The following is a 16,305-nucleotide window of genomic DNA, read 5'->3' on the forward strand; positions in this document are numbered from 1 at the left end:
TGGGAAGGAGACAACAACATGCAAACCATCCGCTACGAACTCATCCCCGCCCAGGGCACCGAAGGCGAAGTTGCCGTCATCACGTTTGACGAAACCAATTCCCCCGTCAACACCATGTGCCGCCAGTGGCAGCAAGAGCTGGGCGAGGTCACGGCCCAAGTGCTGGGCGACCGCGAACGCCTGGGCACTGCCCTCAAGGGCATCGTGCTCACATCGGCCAAGACCAGCTTCTTTGCGGGCGCCGACCTCAAGGCCACCATGCGCCTGACACCTGCGGATGCGCCCAGCGCGTTTGGCGAAATCGAGCGCATGAAGAAGCACTTCCGCACGCTCGAAACGCTGGGCATCCCCGTGGTGGCCTGCCTCAACGGTGCCGCGCTGGGTGGCGGCTGGGAGGTGGCGCTGGTCGCCCACTACCGCATTGCTGTGGCCGACCCCAAGATCCAGTTCGGCCTGCCCGAGGTGACGCTGGGGCTGATGCCTGGCGCCACCGGCGTGACCAAGATGACGCGCCTGCTGGGCCTGATGGGTGCGCAGCCCTACATCCTGGAAGGCAAGCTCTTCAACCCTGCCGAGGCGCTGGAGCTGCAACTGGTGCACGAACTGGTCGCCACGCGCGAGCAACTGCTGCCCGCCGCCCTAGCCCACATCGCCACCCACCCGCACGCGGTGCAGCCGTGGGACGACAAGAACTACAAGATGCCCGGCGGTACGCCCGCCAACCCCAAGATTGCTGGCGCACTGACCGTCGCGCCCGCCATGCTCAAGAAGACCACGCGCGGCCGCTACCCAGCGCCCGAGGCAGCTCTCGCCGCCATGGTCGAAGGCGCCATGGTGGACTACGACACCGCCCTGCGCATCGAAAGCCGCTACCTCGCCCGCCTGATGACCGGTCCCGTGGCGCGCAACATGATCAACACGTTCTTCTTCGACATGAACGCGATCAAGAGCGGCAAGTCGCGCCCCGGCTCGGCCCCACGCTACAAACCCCAAAAGGTCGGCATCCTGGGCGCGGGCATGATGGGCGCGGGCATCGCCTGGGCCCAGGCCAGCCGGGGCATCACCACCGTGCTCAAGGACGTGAGCGCGGAGAAGGCCGAGGCGGGCAAGGCCTACAGCGCCAAACTCACGCAGGCCCGCGTGGACAAGGGCCGCATGACGGCCGAGGCGCAGCAAGCACTGCTCTCGCGCATCACGCCCACCGCCAGCGCGGCCGACCTGGCAGGCTGCGACCTCATCATCGAAGCCGTGTTTGAAAGCCGCGACCTCAAGGCCCAGGTCACGCGCGAGGCCGAGCCACAACTGGCACCCGGCGGCTTCTTTGCCAGCAACACCTCCACCCTGCCCATCAGCGGCCTGGCCACGGCCAGTAGCCGGCCCGAGAAGTTTGTCGGCATCCACTTCTTCAGCCCCGTGGACAAGATGAAGCTGGTCGAGATCATCCGGGGCAAGCAGACCGATGACGAAACCGTGGCCCGCGCGTTCGACTACGTGCAGGCCCTGGGCAAAGTGCCCATCGTGGTCAACGACTCACGCGGCTTCTACACCAGCCGCACTTTCGGCACCTTTGTGATGGAAGGCGCCGCCATGCTGGGCGAAGGCATCCCCGCCGCCGCGATTGAAAACGCCGCCCTGCAGGCCGGCCTGCCCGTGGGCCCGCTGGCCGTGCTGGACGAAACCGCGCTAACCCTGAGCGTGCATGTACTGGACCAGACCCGCGCCGACTACGCCGCCGAAGGCAAGACCTACACCGCCACACCCGGCGAGCTGCTGGTGGAGCGCATGGTCAAAGAGCTGAAGCGCCCGGGCCGCGCGGGTGGCGGCGGCTTTTACGACTACCCCGCAGGCGCCAAGAAGCACCTGTGGCCGGAGCTGAAACCTTTGTTCGAAAAGCCCGGCATGGAGTGGAGCGTGCAGGAGATCCAGGACCGTTTGCTCTACCGCCAAGCCATCGAAACCGCGCGCTGCCTGGCCGAGGGTGTGCTAACCAGCGTGCATGACGCGAACATTGGGTCGATTTTTGGGATTGGGTTTCCGGCTTGGACGGGGGGGGCGATGCAGTTCGTTTATGGAACGGGTGTTGAGGCGTTCCTGAAGCGTGCGGATGAACTGGCGGCGAAGTATGGAACGGGGTTTGCGTTAGATACCAACACGAGAAATGCCATTGCGCTTTCTGTCCCGGTGTACTGATCAAATCATTTGAGCATCACCATTCAAGCGCATGACAGTTGCGCATTTCTGCGCCAAATCAGAATAGTCGATACAGGTGGGCCACGCGCGTGCTCGGCGCTTGCATTCGCCCCACCTTACCGGCTCTATCGCTTGACAAGAATCAAGACAAAACCTTTTTGCCGTACATCTGAGTGAATGCACATTTTTTGCTATTGCGCATACTGCTTCTTGAGTAACATGTTGTCACAACTATTGGATGACACATGAAATTCACAACCGTCTTGCTTACCTCCACCGCAATCATTCTTGGAGGCTGCTCGACTGCCGCAAAAGACATCGCGCCAACCTACGTTTCACCGATCCAATATCAGTCCTACGACTGCCAGCAAATCGAAGCTGAGAATGCACGACTCGTCAACCGCGTGAGTCAACTTGGTGGACGCCTGGATGAAGCTGCTTCTAATGACAAGGCCATCGGCGTTGTGGGAGCTGTACTTTTCTGGCCAGCGCTTTTTGCACTAGGAGGCACCAAGAATCAAGAAGCCGAATACGCCCGTATCAAAGGCGAACACGATGCGTTGCAACAAGCGTCTATCCAAAAGAAATGCGGGATGCAGCAGGCAAAGGAGGCAAGCCCGGTTCCAGCAAAGGTCGAATCAGCGCAACCACCTGTAGAGCCTGCGGCAGTAGCTGTTGATAGCAAGAAGTAATGGCAATGCAGATGAAAACTCTGATTGCACTACTTGCTCTGTGCGCCACAGTTGCAGTGCATGCGCATTCAGGTGGCACTGACAAACAAGGTTGCCACATGGATAGCAAGACAGGCATTAGGCACTGTCATTGATGAGATCCGCCCGCCCAGTGCGGGTTCTTTGGCCGGACGGACTCTCCTATTGGCGCGACTCACGCACCAACGAATTCTCAAGAATCCTTCAACCCCAACATCCCCCGCGCCTCCTGCGGCGAAGCCACCTCCCGCCCCGCGTTGCGCGCGTACTCCGCCAGCTTCTCAATCAACGGCCCGTTCGAATCCGCCTTCGTCCCATCCGGCAGATAGAAGGTATCTTCCAGCCCCGTGCGCAAATGCCCGCCCAGTTCCGCCACGCGCTGGTGCACGGGCCAGATCTCGCTGCGGCCGATGACGGTGGCTTGCCAGGGGGCGTCCTTGATCTTGAGTTTGAGCAAGATGGGCAGCAGGTCGGGGTCCGCAGGCATGCCGGATTCGACGCCCATCACAAAGTTGTATTCGGGCAGGCGCTCGGTGTACATGCCGGTCTGCACATACATCTCCACGCAGCGCACGATGCCCACGTCGAAGCATTCAAATTCGGGCAGCGTGCCGGTCTCCAGCATCACGTCGATGAAGTCCTTGACCTTGGCAGGCTGGTTGTCGAACAGCATGGGCGGCCAGGCCCAGGTGCCGTTGCTGCGCACCTTCAGGTAGTTGAGTGAGCCCGCGTTACACGCGGCCATCTCGGGGCGGGTGGCGCGCAGGCAATCGAGCGGGCCCTGGTAATTGGGGCCGACCACGCCGGTGGTCTGGTTGATGATCAGGCCGGGGCAAGCCTCGCGCATGGCTAACACGCAATCGCGCGCCACCTGCGGGTCCCAGCTGGGCAGGTGGCCCTTGCCGGGCTCCTGGTTGCGAAAGTGCACGTGGACCACGGCGGCGCCAGCGTCGTAGGCGCGGCGGGCTTCTTTTGCCAGTTGCTCGGGCGTGACGGGCACGTGGTGCTGGCCGGGGTCCGTCAGCACGCCGGTGATGGCGCAGGTGATGATGGCTTTATTGCCGTGGTCGGTGCTGTGCATGGTGGCTGTCCCCTTCAAATGCCTAGCTGACGTGCAGCCAAGTCTTTCATGATTTCTTCCGCACCGCCGCCGATCATCATGACCTTGACCTCGCGGTAGATGCGCTCGCTGACGGTGCCGCGCATGAAGCCCATGCCGCCCAGGATCTGCACGGCCTGGTCGGCGCAGAACTGCATGGTTTGGGTGGCGTGGTTTTTCAACATGCAAACCTGCGCCACCCACTCGGGGCCGGTGCGGCCCACGTCGGCCTGCGCGGCCACGGACTCGCACCACGCGGCGGTGGACTGGATGCGCATCTGCATGTCAACCAGCTTGTGGCGGATGACCTGGTGCTCCACCAGCGCGGCGCCAAAGGTCTTGCGCTGGCGGGCCCAGGCCAGGGCTTCGTCGTAGCAGGCCTCGGCAAAGCCCAGGGCCGACGCGGCCAGGCCAAAGCGCTCGCCATTGAAGTTGGCCATGATGATCCGAAAGCCCGCGCCCTCTTCACCCAGCAGGTAGCGGGCGGGCACGCGCACGTTGTCAAAGCGCAGATGGGCGGTGTCGGAGCACAGCCAGCCCATCTTGTCGAGCTTGCTGCGCGACAGGCCTGCGCTGTGGCCGGGGATGAGCAGCATGGAGATGCCACCACTGCCCTTGCTTCCAGCGTCTCCCGTTCTGACAGCGACCGTGATCCAGTCCGCGCGCATGCCGGAGGTGATGAACACCTTTTCGCCGTTGACGATGTACTCCTCACCCTCGCGCCGCACGGTGGTCTTGAGCTGCGCCACGTCCGACCCACCCCCAGGTTCGGTAATCGCCAGCGCAGCGATTTGCTCGCCCGCCAGCACCGATGGGATGACCTCAGCGCGCACAGCGTCGCTGCCATGGGCCAGCACCGGCGGCAGGCCGATGTTGTGCGACAGCAGGCTGGCCAGCACACCGCCGCTGGCACCGTGGCGGCTGAGCGCGCGCCACAGCGGCAGGCGCAGCAGGTAGCTGGCGGGTGTGCCGCCGTACTGCTCGGGGTAGCCCAGGCCCAGCAGGCCCAGGTCGGCCGCGCGGCGGTACAGGCTGCGGGGGAACTCACCGGCGGCATCCCACGCGTCCACATGCGGCCCGATCTCGGTGCGGGCAAAGCGGGTGACGGTGTCGGTGAGGACGGCGCGGTCTTCGTCGCTCACAGGGGTTGCGTCGGATGTGGCGGTCATGCGGGCGCTCCTTGCGTGGCGGGTGCAAAGCGGGCCAGCACCTGGCCGGGCGACACCTGCTGGCCGGGGGCTACCAGCAGCTCTGCCACCGTGGCGGCGGCAGGGCTGGCCAGGCTGTGTTCGAGCTTCATGGATTCGATGACCACCACCGTATCGCCCGCCGCCAGCGCCTGGCCTGCGGCCACAGGCAGCGCGACGACCTTGCCGTTGAAGGGCGCGCGCAACTCCGTCGCACCGCCCGCCGCACCCGCGCGCGCAGCGGGCTCCCACGATGCGTCTTCCACCCAGCCGTCCACGCCGCCGGTTTGCCAGTGCCAGCGCCGGGGGCCCACCGCCACGCAATGCACACCGCGCTGGGGCAGCTGCAAAGTCACAGGCTCTGCCCCGGCCTGTTCCACCAGCAGCCTTCCACCGCCCAGCTCGCGCACGGCAATGGAGTGCACCTCGCCCTGGTGACGCAGCCGCAGGGGCCTGGCCATGGCACAAGGCAGGTCCGACGTCGGATTTGAAGCAAAAATAGCCGATAGTGCTGAAGGAATATGCACTGATAGCTCATCATTTGATAGCAACCGCTGCAGCTCCTGGGCATGCTCTGCCAGGAACGGCACCAGCGCCTGGCCACTGGCAAACACGGGGTGCTGCAGGCAGGCCGCCAGAAACGCGCGGTTGGTGGGCAGGCCCAGCACGCGGGTGCCCTGCAACGCGCGGACCAGCGCGGCGATGGCCTCGGCCCGCGTGGGGGCGTGCACGATGAGCTTGCCCAGCATGGCGTCGTAGTGAGGCGTGACCTCTGCCCCCTCCTCCAGCGCATGGTCAAAACGCAGCACGCCCGGCGCAGCCCGCTCAAACGCGGTGGCCGGTGGTGCGCTGAACTGCAGCACGCGGCCGGTGTGGGGGCGGAAGTGCGCGTCTTCGGCACACAGGCGCACTTCGATGGCGTGGCCTTGCAGATGCACCTGATCTTGCGTGAGCGGCAGCGGCTCGCCACGTGCCACGCGGATTTGCCATTCCACCAGGTCCAGCCCCGTGAGCGCTTCGGTCACCGGGTGCTCCACCTGCAGGCGGGTGTTCATCTCCATCAAGAAGAATTCAGCCCCGTCCAGAAGGAATTCCACCGTGCCCGCACCCACATAGCCAGCGGCCTGTGCCAGCGCCACGGCGCAGGCGCCCATGCGCTCGCGCAGCGCTGCGTCCACGGCGGGGCTGGGGGACTCTTCGATGATCTTCTGGTGGCGGCGCTGTACCGAGCAATCGCGCTCGCCCAGGTGGATGCATCCGCCGTGAGCGTCGGCAAAGATCTGCACCTCCACATGGCGCGGCTGCAGCAGTGCGCGTTCGATGAGCAGGTCGCCACAGCCAAAACCCGCCAGCGCCTCCGACCGGGCACTGGCCAGCGCGGCAGGCAACTGCGCCAGGTCGGTGACCAGGCGCATGCCGCGCCCTCCCCCACCCGCCACGGCCTTGACCATGAGGGGGGTGCCGATGCGCGCTGCCTCGGCGGCAAAGCGTTCGTCGCTCTGGTCGTCGCCCGCATAGCCGGGCAGGCAGGGCACTTCCTGCGTCTGGGCCAACGCCTTGGCGCCGGCCTTGCTGCCCAGCGCGCGGATGGCGGCTGGCGGGGGGCCGATCCAGGTCAGGCCCGCATCGACCACTGCCTGGGCGAAGTCAGCGTTCTCGCTGAGGAAGCCATAGCCGGGGTGCACGGCATCTGCGCCGGTGGCACGGGCAGCGGCCAGCAGCTTGTCGGTGCGCAGGTAGGTGTCGGCGCTGGCGGCGCCGCCCAGCGCAACGGCCTGGGTGGCTTCGCGCACATGCAGGGCGTTGGCATCGGGGTTGGAATAGACCGCGACCGTTTCGATGCCCATGCGGTGGGCGGTGTGGATGATGCGGCGTGCGATCTCTGATCGATTGGCTATGAGGATTTTCTTCATGAGTTCGCACTCCACGGCGGCGCCTTGCGCGCAGCAAACGCTGCCAGCCCTTGCGGCGCCTCGGGGCCACGCAGCGCTTGCGCAAAGGCGAGGGCGGCGTCATCGAGCAGCGCGGGCAACGCCGTCTCGGGCTGTGCCAGCAACAAACGTTTGGTGGCGGCCACTGCCTGCGGCGCTGCGGCAGCGTGGCGTGCAATGGCGGCCTGCAAAGCGGCATTCATGTCGCCCTCCACCAGGTCATCGACCAGGCCCAAGCGCTGGGCGGCAGCGGCATCCCAGCGCTCGCCGGTCAGCAAACACCGCCGCGCAGCAGACGGGCCAAGGCGCCGCACCACAAAGGGCGCGATCTGCGCAGGCACGATGCCCAGCGTGACCTCGGGCGTGGCGAACTGCGCGCTGGTGTGGGCCAGCACCTGATCGGCGCAGCACACCAGGCCAAAGCCGCCGCCCATCGCGGCGCCCTCCACAGCCACGATGAACCACTGCGGCAACGCACACAGCGCCTGCAGCAGCGCGCCAAAGCGGCGGTTCAGCGGCACTAGCGGATCGGCTTCGCCTGCAGCCAGGGGCTGGCCAATGGTCTTGGCAAAACCGCCCAGGCTGCCGCCCGCGCAGAAGTGCCCACCGGCACCACGCAGCACCACGCCACGCAGGTCGGCATCGGCCGCGGTCCGCTCACACGCGGCTAGCAGGGCGTCCACCATGGCTTCTGACAGCGCATTGCGGCTGGCCGGGTCGTTGAGCGTCCAGGTTTCCACGCTGCCGCTGGCCAGCGGCGCGCGGTCGATCAACAGCGCATCAGTCATGTCAGTGCGCGGGCCGCTTGGCGATGCCCATAAGCTTGGCGAGGATGCCCAGCATCACCTCGTCCGCACCGCCGCCGATGGACGCCAGCCGCCCGTCGCGGTACATGCGCGAGACCTTGTTCTCCAGCGTGAAGCCCATGCCGCCCCAGAACTGCAGGCAGGTGTCGGGCACCTCGCGGTTCAGGCGGCCGGCCTTGAGCTTGGCCATGCTGGCCAGCTCCAGCACGTCCTGGCCGTTCACGTACAGGTCGCAGGCGCGGTAGGTGAGTGCACGCAGCGCTTCGACCTCGGTCTTGAGTTCGGCCAGCTTGAACTGCACCCACTGCTGGTCGGCCAGCGTGGCGCCAAACAACTTGCGCTCCTGCGCGTAGTCGATGGTCCACTGGATGCAGTGGTTCAGCGATTCGAGGGTGCTGGCGGCGCACCACAGGCGCTCTTCCTGGAACTGCTGCATCTGGTAAATAAAGCCCTGCCCCTCGGCACCGATGCGGTAACGCTGCGGCACGCGCACCTCGTCAAAGTAGATCAGGCCGGTGTCGCTGCTGTGCATGCCGATCTTGCGGATCTTTTGCGCCACCTCGATGCCCTTGGTGAGCTTGCCGCCCGGGCCATCCCGCATGGGCACCATGACCAGGCTCTTGTTCTTGTGCACAGGCCCTTCGCCCGTGTTCACCAGCATGCACATCCAGTCGGCCTGCAGGCTGTTGGTGATCCACATCTTCTGGCCGGTGATCACGTAGTCGTCGCCGTCCTTGCGCGCCACGCTCTTGATGCCCGACACATCGCTGCCCGCCGCAGGCTCGCTCACGCCGATGCAGCCCACCATGTCGCCCGCAATGGCGGGGGCGAGAAAGTTGCGCTTGAGTTCTTCGCTGCCATAGCGCGCCAGCGCCGGGGTGCACATGTCGGTCTGCACGCCGATGGCCATGGGCACGCCGCCGCAGTGGATGTGGCCCAGCGCCTCGGCCATGGCCAGGCTGTAGGAGTAGTCCAGCCCTGCGCCGCCATATTCCTCGGGCTTGCACAAGCCCAGCAGGCCCAGGTTGCCCATCTTCTTGAAGACCTCGTGCGCGGGGAAGATCTCGGCCGCCTCCCATTCGTCCACATGGGGGTTGATCTCTTCGTCGATGAAACGCTTGAGGGTCTTCTGGATCTCGCGGTGCTCGTGCGTGAACTGCATGGTGCTTGTCTCCTGCTGTTGCGTTTGTACGTTTGTGTGCCTGCAAACTTCGATCACGAAAGCTGAAACTGCCCCAGCGGCTGTGGCCGCCCGTTGAGCACCAGCTCCACCTGGTGCGCGCCGGGGTAGTGGGTGCGTGTGGTCATCTGCTGCAGCGACAGCGTCTTGCCCACCGCTACGGTGGCGCCGGGCGGTATGTCCAGCGTCTGCAGCTTGAACACCTTGGGCGCCGCGCCGCCGTGGGCCTTGACGTAGTGCACCTTCAGGTCCGCCAGCACGCGCTGGGGCTGGGGTGTGGGGTTGTGCAGTTCGACCTCGATGCGCACCTTGTCGCCAATGCGTGCGCGGGCGGGCAGCACGCGCGCGGCCCGCACATCCAGCGCCACGGCATGGCCCACGCCCAGGGCATCGAGCGCAGCGGCGTCGCCGCGTTTGATGAGAAAACGCAGGCCGTGGCGCACCAGGGCTTCACGCGGGGCGGGTGCACCCAACAGCCAGGTGCGCGCGGTGCCCACGGCCAGGTCGGGGTGGTCCTTGGCGATGTCGCCCAGGTGGTTGGCCACGGAGCGGCGCACGTAGGACGATGGGTCGTCCTTGAGCGCATCGAGCAACGGCAGGGCCAGCTGCGGGTTGTTCTGGAATGCAGGCAAACGCGGCGCCCAGGGCAGGCGGGGCCGCGTGCCTTCGCTCACCAGACGGCGCACATGGGCGTTGTCGTCCTGCGCCCAGTCACGCAGCCGCGCTAGCGTGGCGCCCTGGTGGTGCAGCAGATAGGGGCGGATGCTGAACTCGGCCGTAAAGCGCTGGGTGAGCGCGTGCTGCGCGGCCATCGCTGCCTCGAAATGCGGCAGGCCGTGTGTGCCGATGTAGATGCTGTGGGGCAGGTACAGGAAGGCGCTGTAGGGGCGGTCACCCGCATCGGGCTCACCGGCGGCATCGATGCCCATCGACGGGTCCATCGAATCGACCAGCAAGCCCAGCGCGCGCGGCACGTCTTGCGGCAGGTGGGTCTGCAGGGCCTGCGCAATGCGCTGGCCGCGCGCCATCAGCTCCAGCGATTCGTAGCCGGGCTCTACCTGCTGCAGAAATGCAGTGGTATCGAACTTGCGCCACGCACGACGCACCATGGCCGCGATGCGCGGCGGCACGGTGTCGTTCAGCAGGTATTTGAGAGGCTCGGCCATCGGGGAGATTGCGTGCGAAGCGCCTACATCCGCGCCACGCCAAAGCTCAGGGGCCGCAGCGTGCGGGCCTGTGCCTCGGCGCATGTGTCCAGGCAAAACGCCAGCACGGCCCGTGTGTCGCGCGGGTCGATCACGCCGTCGTCCAACAGCAGGCCGCTGGTGTAGAACGCATCGGCCTGGGCCTCGAACATGGCGACGATCTTGTCGAACTGGGCCTGCGATTCGACCGGGTCGGGCGTGATGCCTTTGCGCGCGAGCGCCGCCTCGGTCACGATCTGCATGGTGCGCGCAGCCTGCTCGCCACCCATCACAGCCGTCTTGGCACCGGGCCAGCTGAACAGGAAGCGCGGCGCATAACCTCGCCCGCACATGCCGTAGTTGCCCGCACCAAAGCTGGCGCCGCACTGGATGGTGATCTGCGGCACGGAGGCGTTGGTCACAGCCTGGATCATCTTGCTGCCATGCTTGATCATGCCGCCCTGCTCGCTGTCCTTGCCCACCATGTAGCCCGTGGTGTTCTGCAGGTAGATGATGGGGTGGCCCAGCTGGCACATCCAGTGGATGAAGTGTGTGGCCTTGTTGGCGCCCGCCACGTCGATGGGGCCGTTGTTGCTGATGAAGCCTACCGCATGGCCCTGGATGCGGCCCTGCGCGCACAAAGTGGCCATGCCGTAGCGGGCCTTGAATTCGAGCAGCTCAGAGCCATCCACCAGCCGCGCGATCACCTCGCGCATGTCCACGGGCTGGCGCAGGTCGGCAGACATCAGGGACAGGAGATCGTCTGCGGGCAAGGTGGGCCCAGGTGCGCTGGGTCGCCGGGGCATGTTCCACCCCAGCTGCGCGACCACATCGCGCGCCAGGCCAATGGCCTCGCGGTCGTCCTGCGCCAGGTATTCGCCCAGGCCTGAGACGGCGGTGTGCATCTCGGCGCCGCCCAGTTCTTCTTCCGTCGCAATCTCGCCCGTCGCAGCCATGAGCAGCGGCGGCCCGGCCAGAAAGGCGCGCGAGCGGCCCTGCACCATGATCACCACATCCGACAAGCCGGGCATGTAGGCGCCGCCTGCGGTGCCCGAGCCGTGCTGCACGGTGATGACCGGAATGCCCGCCGCCGACAGCCGCGCGAGGTTGCGGAACAGCGTGCCGCCGTGCACGAAGCCCTCGACGCGGTAGCGCATGAGGTTGGCGCCCGCGCTCTCCACCAAGTGCACAAAAGGAAGGCGCTCGCGCAGAGCGATCTCCTGCACGCGCAGAATCTTTTCCAGGCCCATGGGCTGGATGGCACCGGCCTCGATGCCCGAGTCGCTGGCCACCACCATGCAGCGCACGCCACTCACAAAGCCGATGCCCGCGACCATGCCGCCACCGGGCACGGACTTCTCGGGATCTTTCACATCCTGCAGGTAGCCCGCCAGGGTGCACAGCGGCAGCCAGGGCGCACCCGCATCCAGCAGCAGCGCCACACGCTGGCGCGGCAGTAGCTGGCCGCGTTTTTCAAACTGGGGCAGCGACCGGGACGAGGCGGCGGCGGCGCGGTCTTCCAGCGCGCGCAGGGCATGAAGGCGGGTCTGCAGCGCCGCGCGGCGCTGCGTGGCCTCGGCGCTGCCTGGGTTGAATCGGGAAGTGAAGACGGCGGTCATGCGGCCTCGGTCTTGGGGGTGTGGGAAGGTGCAAACACCTGCGGCACCTGCGCGCGGTGAAAGCCGTCAAATGGCCGCACGGCCGGGTGTGCAGCGGCAGTGGCACCAGGCGGGCGCTGCGGCCAGCCCATGCGCACCTGGGGCCGTGCGCCGTCCACCCGCAGCGTGGTGCCGCTGATGAAGCTGGCTGCCGGGCTGAGCAAAAAGGTGATGGCCGCCGACACCTCGGCCTCGTTGCCAAAGCGCCCGAGCGGCACCGTGCGCGGCATGGCGCGCAGCATGTCGCCCGCCTCGGGCGGGTAGTTGTCCATGCCGCTGGAGGCGATGTAACCCGGCGCCACGGCGTTCACGCGCACACCGCTGTGTGCCCATTCCAGCGCAGCGGTTTCGGTGAAGCTGACCATGCCCGCGCGCGCCGCGCCGCTGTGCCCCATGCCAGGCATGGAGCCCCACATGTCGGCCACGATGTTGACGATGGAGCCGCCGTGCTGCGCCATCCACTGCCGGTAGCACTCGCGCGCCATCAGAAAGCCGCCGGTGAGGTTGGTGTGCAGCACGGCCTCCCAGCCCTTGGCGCTGATGGATTCGAGCGGCGACATGAACTGCCCGCCCGCGTTGTTGACCAGCGCATCGATGCGGCCCTGCGCAGCGACGATCTGCTGCACCAGCGCCACCACGCCTTCTTCGGATCGGATGTCGCACACCTCGCAGGACACACGGCCACCATCGGCGGTGATCTCTTCGGCCACGGCCAGCAGCTTTTCTGGCTTGCGCCCCACCAGCACCACATGCGCGCCCAGGTGCGCCAATTCATGCGCCGTGCACCGGCCTATGCCCGAGCCGCCGCCGGTGACCACCACCACCTGGCCCTGGAACAGGCCCGGAGCAAACACAGACTGGTAGGCGTTGCGCGCGGTGGGGGCCATGGGGGTTCAACCTTGCTTGAGTTTTTATTTGCGGATGAAGAGGGCCAGTGCCTCGTCGGTGAGCGCGTCGAGCGACTTGCCCTTCTTGGGAGAGAACCACTGCACCGCCCAGTTGAGCGCGCCAAAGATGAACAACCGCGCCACACCGGGCTCGGCCTGCAGTGCGCCTTGCTGCGCCAGCGCGTGAAGCACGGGCATCCAGGTGGCCTCGTAGCTGTCCTTGATGCGGGCAATGCCCTTGCGCTGGGCCGGCGTGAGCGAGCGCCACTCGTACAGCATCACGGGGATGAAGCTGCTGCGCGGGCCGAGCAGGATCTCGAAATGGTGGCGAATGAGGGTGTGCAGCTGTTCGCGTGGTGTGGCCTTGGCTGGCAGCGCATCGAGTGCCTGCTGCTGGCTTTGCGTGGCCATGGTCATGCCTTCGCTCATCACGGCGTAGAGCAGCGCGCTTTTGCTTTCGAAGTGGTAGAAGGGCGAGCCGCTGTGCATGCCTGCGGCCGCCGCGATGTCACGCGTGCTGGTGGCGGCGAAGCCCTGGGTGCGAAAGAGTTTGGCCGCGCCGTCCATGAGCTTGCGACGGCGGTTGCCGTCGTCGAGTTCTTCTGCGGTCTTGCGGGGGCGGCCGCGGGGGCGGCGGGTGGTTTCTTCGGTGGGGGATTGTGTTGTGGTTGCCGAGTTGGCGTTGAGGGGCGCTACGGCCTTGCTGCGGGGGCGGGCCGGGGGCTTCTTGAGAGTGGGGGCGATGGCGCGGGTGCGCGGCACGGGTGAGTCCATGCAGGCACGATAGCAAAACTGTTTATTTTTAGCAAGCAAGTGCTTTGTAAAAATAGATGGCTTTCCTCATCATGATTGCCATCGGGTGTTATTTGATTTGAAGCGCTGTTATCTATCGCTTGATTTGCTATCTATTTGGAAGCGGATGGCATGCCCGTGTGGAGTGCGGGAGCCGGGAGTCGCCCGGCGTGCGAGGTACTTTTCTTTGCTTCGCCAAAGAAAAGTACCCAAAAGAAAGGCGACCCCGCTGTCTGCGTCCCCTGCGCTGACGCTACGGGGCAACCTGCGGTGCTCGGGTTTGGCGGGGTCTCGCTCAACTCGCGCCGCTGCGCGTCGCTCAGACACACGCGAGCCCTGATCCGCCAAACCCTGCGCTCCTCGGCGCATCCACAGGGGCACCGGGGTACAGAACATCCACACGGGCCTTTGCTGCGCTCGGCCCCATCTCGCGGGCGCAAGCGCCACGCGCTGCGCAGCCTGGGCCGAGCGCAGCAATGGCCCGAATGGATGTCCGGCTGTTCGGTTGTTTGGATGTTCGGCTGTCCACCCCCTGCTGGCTGCGCCTGCGGCGGGGCGATTGCGGGGTGAGCATGGGCGTCGGAGCGCCCATGCTTCGTCAACTGACTCGCCGTGGATGTCTGAGCGAAGCTGTAACGCAGCGCAGTGAGTTCCACGGCGCACCCCGCAACCGACACGCCGCAGGTTTGCCCCGTAGCGAAGCGCAGGGGTTGCAGACTGGGGGGCGCCTTTTCTTTGGTGACTTTCTTTTGGCGAAGCAAAAGAAAGTTACTCGCACGCCGGGCGACTCCCGGCTCCCGCACTTCACACGGGCATGCAGTCGCCACCCGCACAAAAGCTTCGACAGGCTCAACCCAAACGGACGGGGCGAGAACGAACTATAAAAACAATAGCTGCCAGCGCTTTATGTACAAGCGCCAGTAGCCAAAAATACCTCAGAACTAGCGAATCAAACCGCGCTGAAATCAGGCTTTCTCTTCTCCATAAAAGCCGAGAACGCTTCCCGCGCTGCCGGCTCGCGCAACATGCGCCCAAAGCTCTCGCCCTCTTCCGCCATCACCTCCAGCACCTTCGCCGTCTGCCCGCCCTTCATCAACCGCTTGGTTTCGATGAGCGACGACAACGGCTTGGCAGCCAGCTTCTTCGCCTGCGCCTGCGCCACCCCATTGCACTCGGTCGGCGGCACCACACGATTCACCAGCCCCACTTCCAACGCGGCCTCGGCCATGAACGGCTCGCCCAACAGCAAGGCTTCCGCAGCGCGGTGGTACCCCAGCATCTGCGGCACCAACAGGCTGGATGCGGCCTCGGGGCACAGGCCCAGATTGACGAATGGCATGGAGAACGCCGCGTTGTCGCCCGCATAGACCAGGTCGCAATGGAACAGCATGGTCGTGCCGATGCCCACGGCCGGGCCGCAGACCGAAGCGATCACGGGCTTGGGGAAAGTGGCGATGCCGCGCAGAAAACGGAACACGGGCGAGTCCTGCGTGGCAGGCGGCTGCTGCAGAAAGTCGCCAATGTCATTGCCCGCGCTGAAGATCGCCACGTCGCCCTGGAACACCACCACGCGCACGCTGGCATCGGCCTTGGCGGCATCGAGCGCATCGGCCATGGCGGCGTACATGTCGCGCGTGATGGAGTTCTTCTTGTCCACGCGGTTGAAGGTGATGGTGGTCACGCCCGCTTCGGAGTGGACGAGGATATCTTGGGTGGCTTCGGTCATGGTGGAGGTGATTCCGGGTCTGATGGATGGGGACGAGAGGAACGATGCACGGCGGCGCAGAGCCACCGGTCCGCGCACTATTCCTTGTAGTAAACGATCTGGTGGCTGGTGGCGAGCATGGTGCCTGCCTCGTTCCAGAGCTGCACGGTCTGGTCAAAGAAACCGTTGCGGAACTCCTGCCCGCGCGCCTGGCCGAGCAGGAAGCCCGTGCCCGTGGCCTGCAGCTGCTCTGCCGTGGCGTGGAAGTACACGGTGATCGACACCGTGCCCGCAGGCACCTGGCGCGCACGGCGCAGCCACACGCGGGGGAAGAACACATCAGCCAATGCGGACAGCGCCACAAAGTCGAGCGGCCGCGGTGGTGTGTCGCGCATCCACAGCTGCGTCAGGCTGTGGTCGCCACTGCCGTCCCAGGTGCGCGGGATGAAGCCAGCGATGGGACGCATCTCGTAGCGGTTGAGCCATTCCACCGCACCCAAGGGGGCAACGATGGCTTTTTGCTCTGCAGGTGGGGGCACCTGCGGCATGGGCACATCGCCCACGCTCCAGGTCTCGCGGCGCACGGCCGTGACGGCGGTGGCCGTGGTAGTGACCACCTGCGCGCCGTCGGCACCGGCCTGCAGGATCGACAGCGTCCAGTGCTGGGTGGAGCGATTGGTGCGAACAGGAGTTGCCTGCACCGTGAACGCACCAGCGGTCAACGCGCCCGCGTAGTTGACTGTGAGCGACAGCGGGTCGCCCAGCCGATCGGGGTGCTGCAAGATGGCCTGCAGCAGCGTGGCAGCGGTGATGCCGCCAAACGGGCCCACCATGTTCCAGTAGCCGGGGTGGGTCTGCCCTTCGTACTGGCCGGTCGCAGCGGACGAGGCAGTCAGCTGCAGCGCCTCGTCCAGCGGGTGGGCAGCGGAGGACGAAGACGCAGACGAAGAAGTGGATGAAGAGGAAGTCATGCTGC

14 protein-coding genes are annotated in these 16,305 nt (G+C 65.9%); 3 read left to right on the forward strand and 11 right to left on the reverse strand.

All coding sequences use genetic code 11. The annotated features are described in order from the left end of the window. The first annotated feature begins 18 nt into the window (after nt 1-18). The 3 genes from IB236_RS11165 (at nt 19) to IB236_RS11175 (ending at nt 3,016) form a co-directional block, all read left to right on the forward strand. Nucleotides 19-2,190 carry a 3-hydroxyacyl-CoA dehydrogenase NAD-binding domain-containing protein gene (locus IB236_RS11165; RefSeq protein WP_192420759.1) on the forward strand — a complete coding sequence of 724 codons (2,172 nt, stop codon included), beginning with the start codon at nt 19-21 and terminating at the stop codon, nt 2,188-2,190. A 245-nt stretch (nt 2,191-2,435) separates the two neighbouring features. After that, complete coding sequence (locus IB236_RS11170) at nt 2,436-2,882, forward strand: hypothetical protein (RefSeq protein ID WP_192420761.1); 447 nt, start codon at nt 2,436-2,438, stop codon at nt 2,880-2,882. Nucleotides 2,883-2,893: 11 nt separating this feature from the next. Then, the gene (locus IB236_RS11175) at nt 2,894-3,016 is read left to right on the forward strand and encodes a YHYH domain-containing protein (RefSeq protein ID WP_225581101.1); all 123 of its coding nucleotides are present in this window, start codon (nt 2,894-2,896) and stop codon (nt 3,014-3,016) included. Between the two features lie 77 nt (nt 3,017-3,093). Here IB236_RS11175 and IB236_RS11180 read toward each other — a convergent pair whose 3' ends face one another. The 11 genes from IB236_RS11180 to IB236_RS11230 form a co-directional block, all read right to left on the reverse strand. After that, nucleotides 3,094-3,981, reverse strand: coding sequence for a 3-keto-5-aminohexanoate cleavage protein (locus IB236_RS11180; protein WP_192420765.1), 888 nt, complete (start codon nt 3,979-3,981; stop codon nt 3,094-3,096). 14 nt (nt 3,982-3,995) lie between these two features. Beyond that, on the reverse strand, nt 3,996-5,168 hold the full coding sequence (locus tag IB236_RS11185; protein WP_192420767.1) for an acyl-CoA dehydrogenase family protein: 1,173 nt from the start codon (nt 5,166-5,168) through the stop codon (nt 3,996-3,998). After that, a complete protein-coding gene (locus IB236_RS11190; protein WP_192420769.1) occupies nt 5,165-7,099 on the reverse strand; it encodes a biotin carboxylase N-terminal domain-containing protein in 1,935 nt (644 codons plus the stop codon). Before IB236_RS11190 ends, IB236_RS11185 begins: the two co-directional genes overlap by 4 nt. After that, nucleotides 7,096-7,905, reverse strand: a complete 810-nt coding sequence (locus IB236_RS11195) for an enoyl-CoA hydratase/isomerase family protein (protein WP_192420771.1) — start codon at nt 7,903-7,905, stop codon at nt 7,096-7,098. The genes IB236_RS11190 and IB236_RS11195 overlap by 4 nt, the downstream gene beginning before the upstream one ends. Before the next feature lies 1 nt (nt 7,906). Then, complete coding sequence (locus tag IB236_RS11200; RefSeq protein WP_192420773.1) at nt 7,907-9,085, reverse strand: acyl-CoA dehydrogenase family protein; 1,179 nt, start codon at nt 9,083-9,085, stop codon at nt 7,907-7,909. A 53-nt stretch (nt 9,086-9,138) separates the two neighbouring features. Further along, nucleotides 9,139-10,269: a DNA alkylation repair protein gene (locus tag IB236_RS11205; RefSeq protein WP_192420775.1), complete on the reverse strand. Its 1,131-nt coding sequence runs from the start codon at nt 10,267-10,269 to the stop codon at nt 9,139-9,141. Between the two features lie 23 nt (nt 10,270-10,292). Beyond that, complete coding sequence (locus IB236_RS11210; protein WP_192420777.1) at nt 10,293-11,906, reverse strand: acyl-CoA carboxylase subunit beta; 1,614 nt, start codon at nt 11,904-11,906, stop codon at nt 10,293-10,295. After that, entirely contained in the window at nt 11,903-12,832 is a 930-nt protein-coding gene (locus tag IB236_RS11215; RefSeq protein WP_192420779.1) for an SDR family oxidoreductase, read from the reverse strand. The genes IB236_RS11210 and IB236_RS11215 overlap by 4 nt, the downstream gene beginning before the upstream one ends. Nucleotides 12,833-12,856: 24 nt before the next feature. Next, nucleotides 12,857-13,606: a TetR/AcrR family transcriptional regulator gene (locus IB236_RS11220; protein ID WP_192420782.1), complete on the reverse strand. Its 750-nt coding sequence runs from the start codon at nt 13,604-13,606 to the stop codon at nt 12,857-12,859. Between the two features lie 967 nt (nt 13,607-14,573). Beyond that, a complete protein-coding gene (locus IB236_RS11225) occupies nt 14,574-15,350 on the reverse strand; it encodes an enoyl-CoA hydratase (protein ID WP_099731277.1) in 777 nt (258 codons plus the stop codon). Nucleotides 15,351-15,427: 77 nt separating this feature from the next. Next, complete coding sequence (locus IB236_RS11230; protein WP_192420784.1) at nt 15,428-16,300, reverse strand: acyl-CoA thioesterase II; 873 nt, start codon at nt 16,298-16,300, stop codon at nt 15,428-15,430. Between the last annotated feature and the right edge of the window lie 5 nt (nt 16,301-16,305).

Source organism: Acidovorax sp. ACV02, assembly GCF_014851475.1.
Lineage (GTDB): Bacteria > Pseudomonadota > Gammaproteobacteria > Burkholderiales > Burkholderiaceae_C > Acidovorax > Acidovorax delafieldii.

Excerpts from the sequence above, each read along its gene's own strand:
- IB236_RS11165 (WP_192420759.1), top strand. The coding sequence starts at position 19 with ATGCAAACCATCCGCTACGAACTCATCCCCGCCCAGGGCACCGAAGGC.
- IB236_RS11170 (WP_192420761.1), top strand. The coding sequence starts at position 2,436 with ATGAAATTCACAACCGTCTTGCTTACCTCCACCGCAATCATTCTTGGA.
- IB236_RS11175 (WP_225581101.1), top strand. The coding sequence starts at position 2,894 with ATGAAAACTCTGATTGCACTACTTGCTCTGTGCGCCACAGTTGCAGTG.
- IB236_RS11180 (WP_192420765.1), bottom strand. The coding sequence starts at position 3,981 with ATGCACAGCACCGACCACGGCAATAAAGCCATCATCACCTGCGCCATC.
- IB236_RS11185 (WP_192420767.1), bottom strand. The coding sequence starts at position 5,168 with ATGACCGCCACATCCGACGCAACCCCTGTGAGCGACGAAGACCGCGCC.
- IB236_RS11190 (WP_192420769.1), bottom strand. The coding sequence starts at position 7,099 with ATGAAGAAAATCCTCATAGCCAATCGATCAGAGATCGCACGCCGCATC.
- IB236_RS11195 (WP_192420771.1), bottom strand. The coding sequence starts at position 7,905 with ATGACTGATGCGCTGTTGATCGACCGCGCGCCGCTGGCCAGCGGCAGC.
- IB236_RS11200 (WP_192420773.1), bottom strand. The coding sequence starts at position 9,085 with ATGCAGTTCACGCACGAGCACCGCGAGATCCAGAAGACCCTCAAGCGT.
- IB236_RS11205 (WP_192420775.1), bottom strand. The coding sequence starts at position 10,269 with ATGGCCGAGCCTCTCAAATACCTGCTGAACGACACCGTGCCGCCGCGC.
- IB236_RS11210 (WP_192420777.1), bottom strand. The coding sequence starts at position 11,906 with ATGACCGCCGTCTTCACTTCCCGATTCAACCCAGGCAGCGCCGAGGCC.
- IB236_RS11215 (WP_192420779.1), bottom strand. The coding sequence starts at position 12,832 with ATGGCCCCCACCGCGCGCAACGCCTACCAGTCTGTGTTTGCTCCGGGC.
- IB236_RS11220 (WP_192420782.1), bottom strand. The coding sequence starts at position 13,606 with ATGGACTCACCCGTGCCGCGCACCCGCGCCATCGCCCCCACTCTCAAG.
- IB236_RS11225 (WP_099731277.1), bottom strand. The coding sequence starts at position 15,350 with ATGACCGAAGCCACCCAAGATATCCTCGTCCACTCCGAAGCGGGCGTG.
- IB236_RS11230 (WP_192420784.1), bottom strand. The coding sequence starts at position 16,300 with ATGACTTCCTCTTCATCCACTTCTTCGTCTGCGTCTTCGTCCTCCGCT.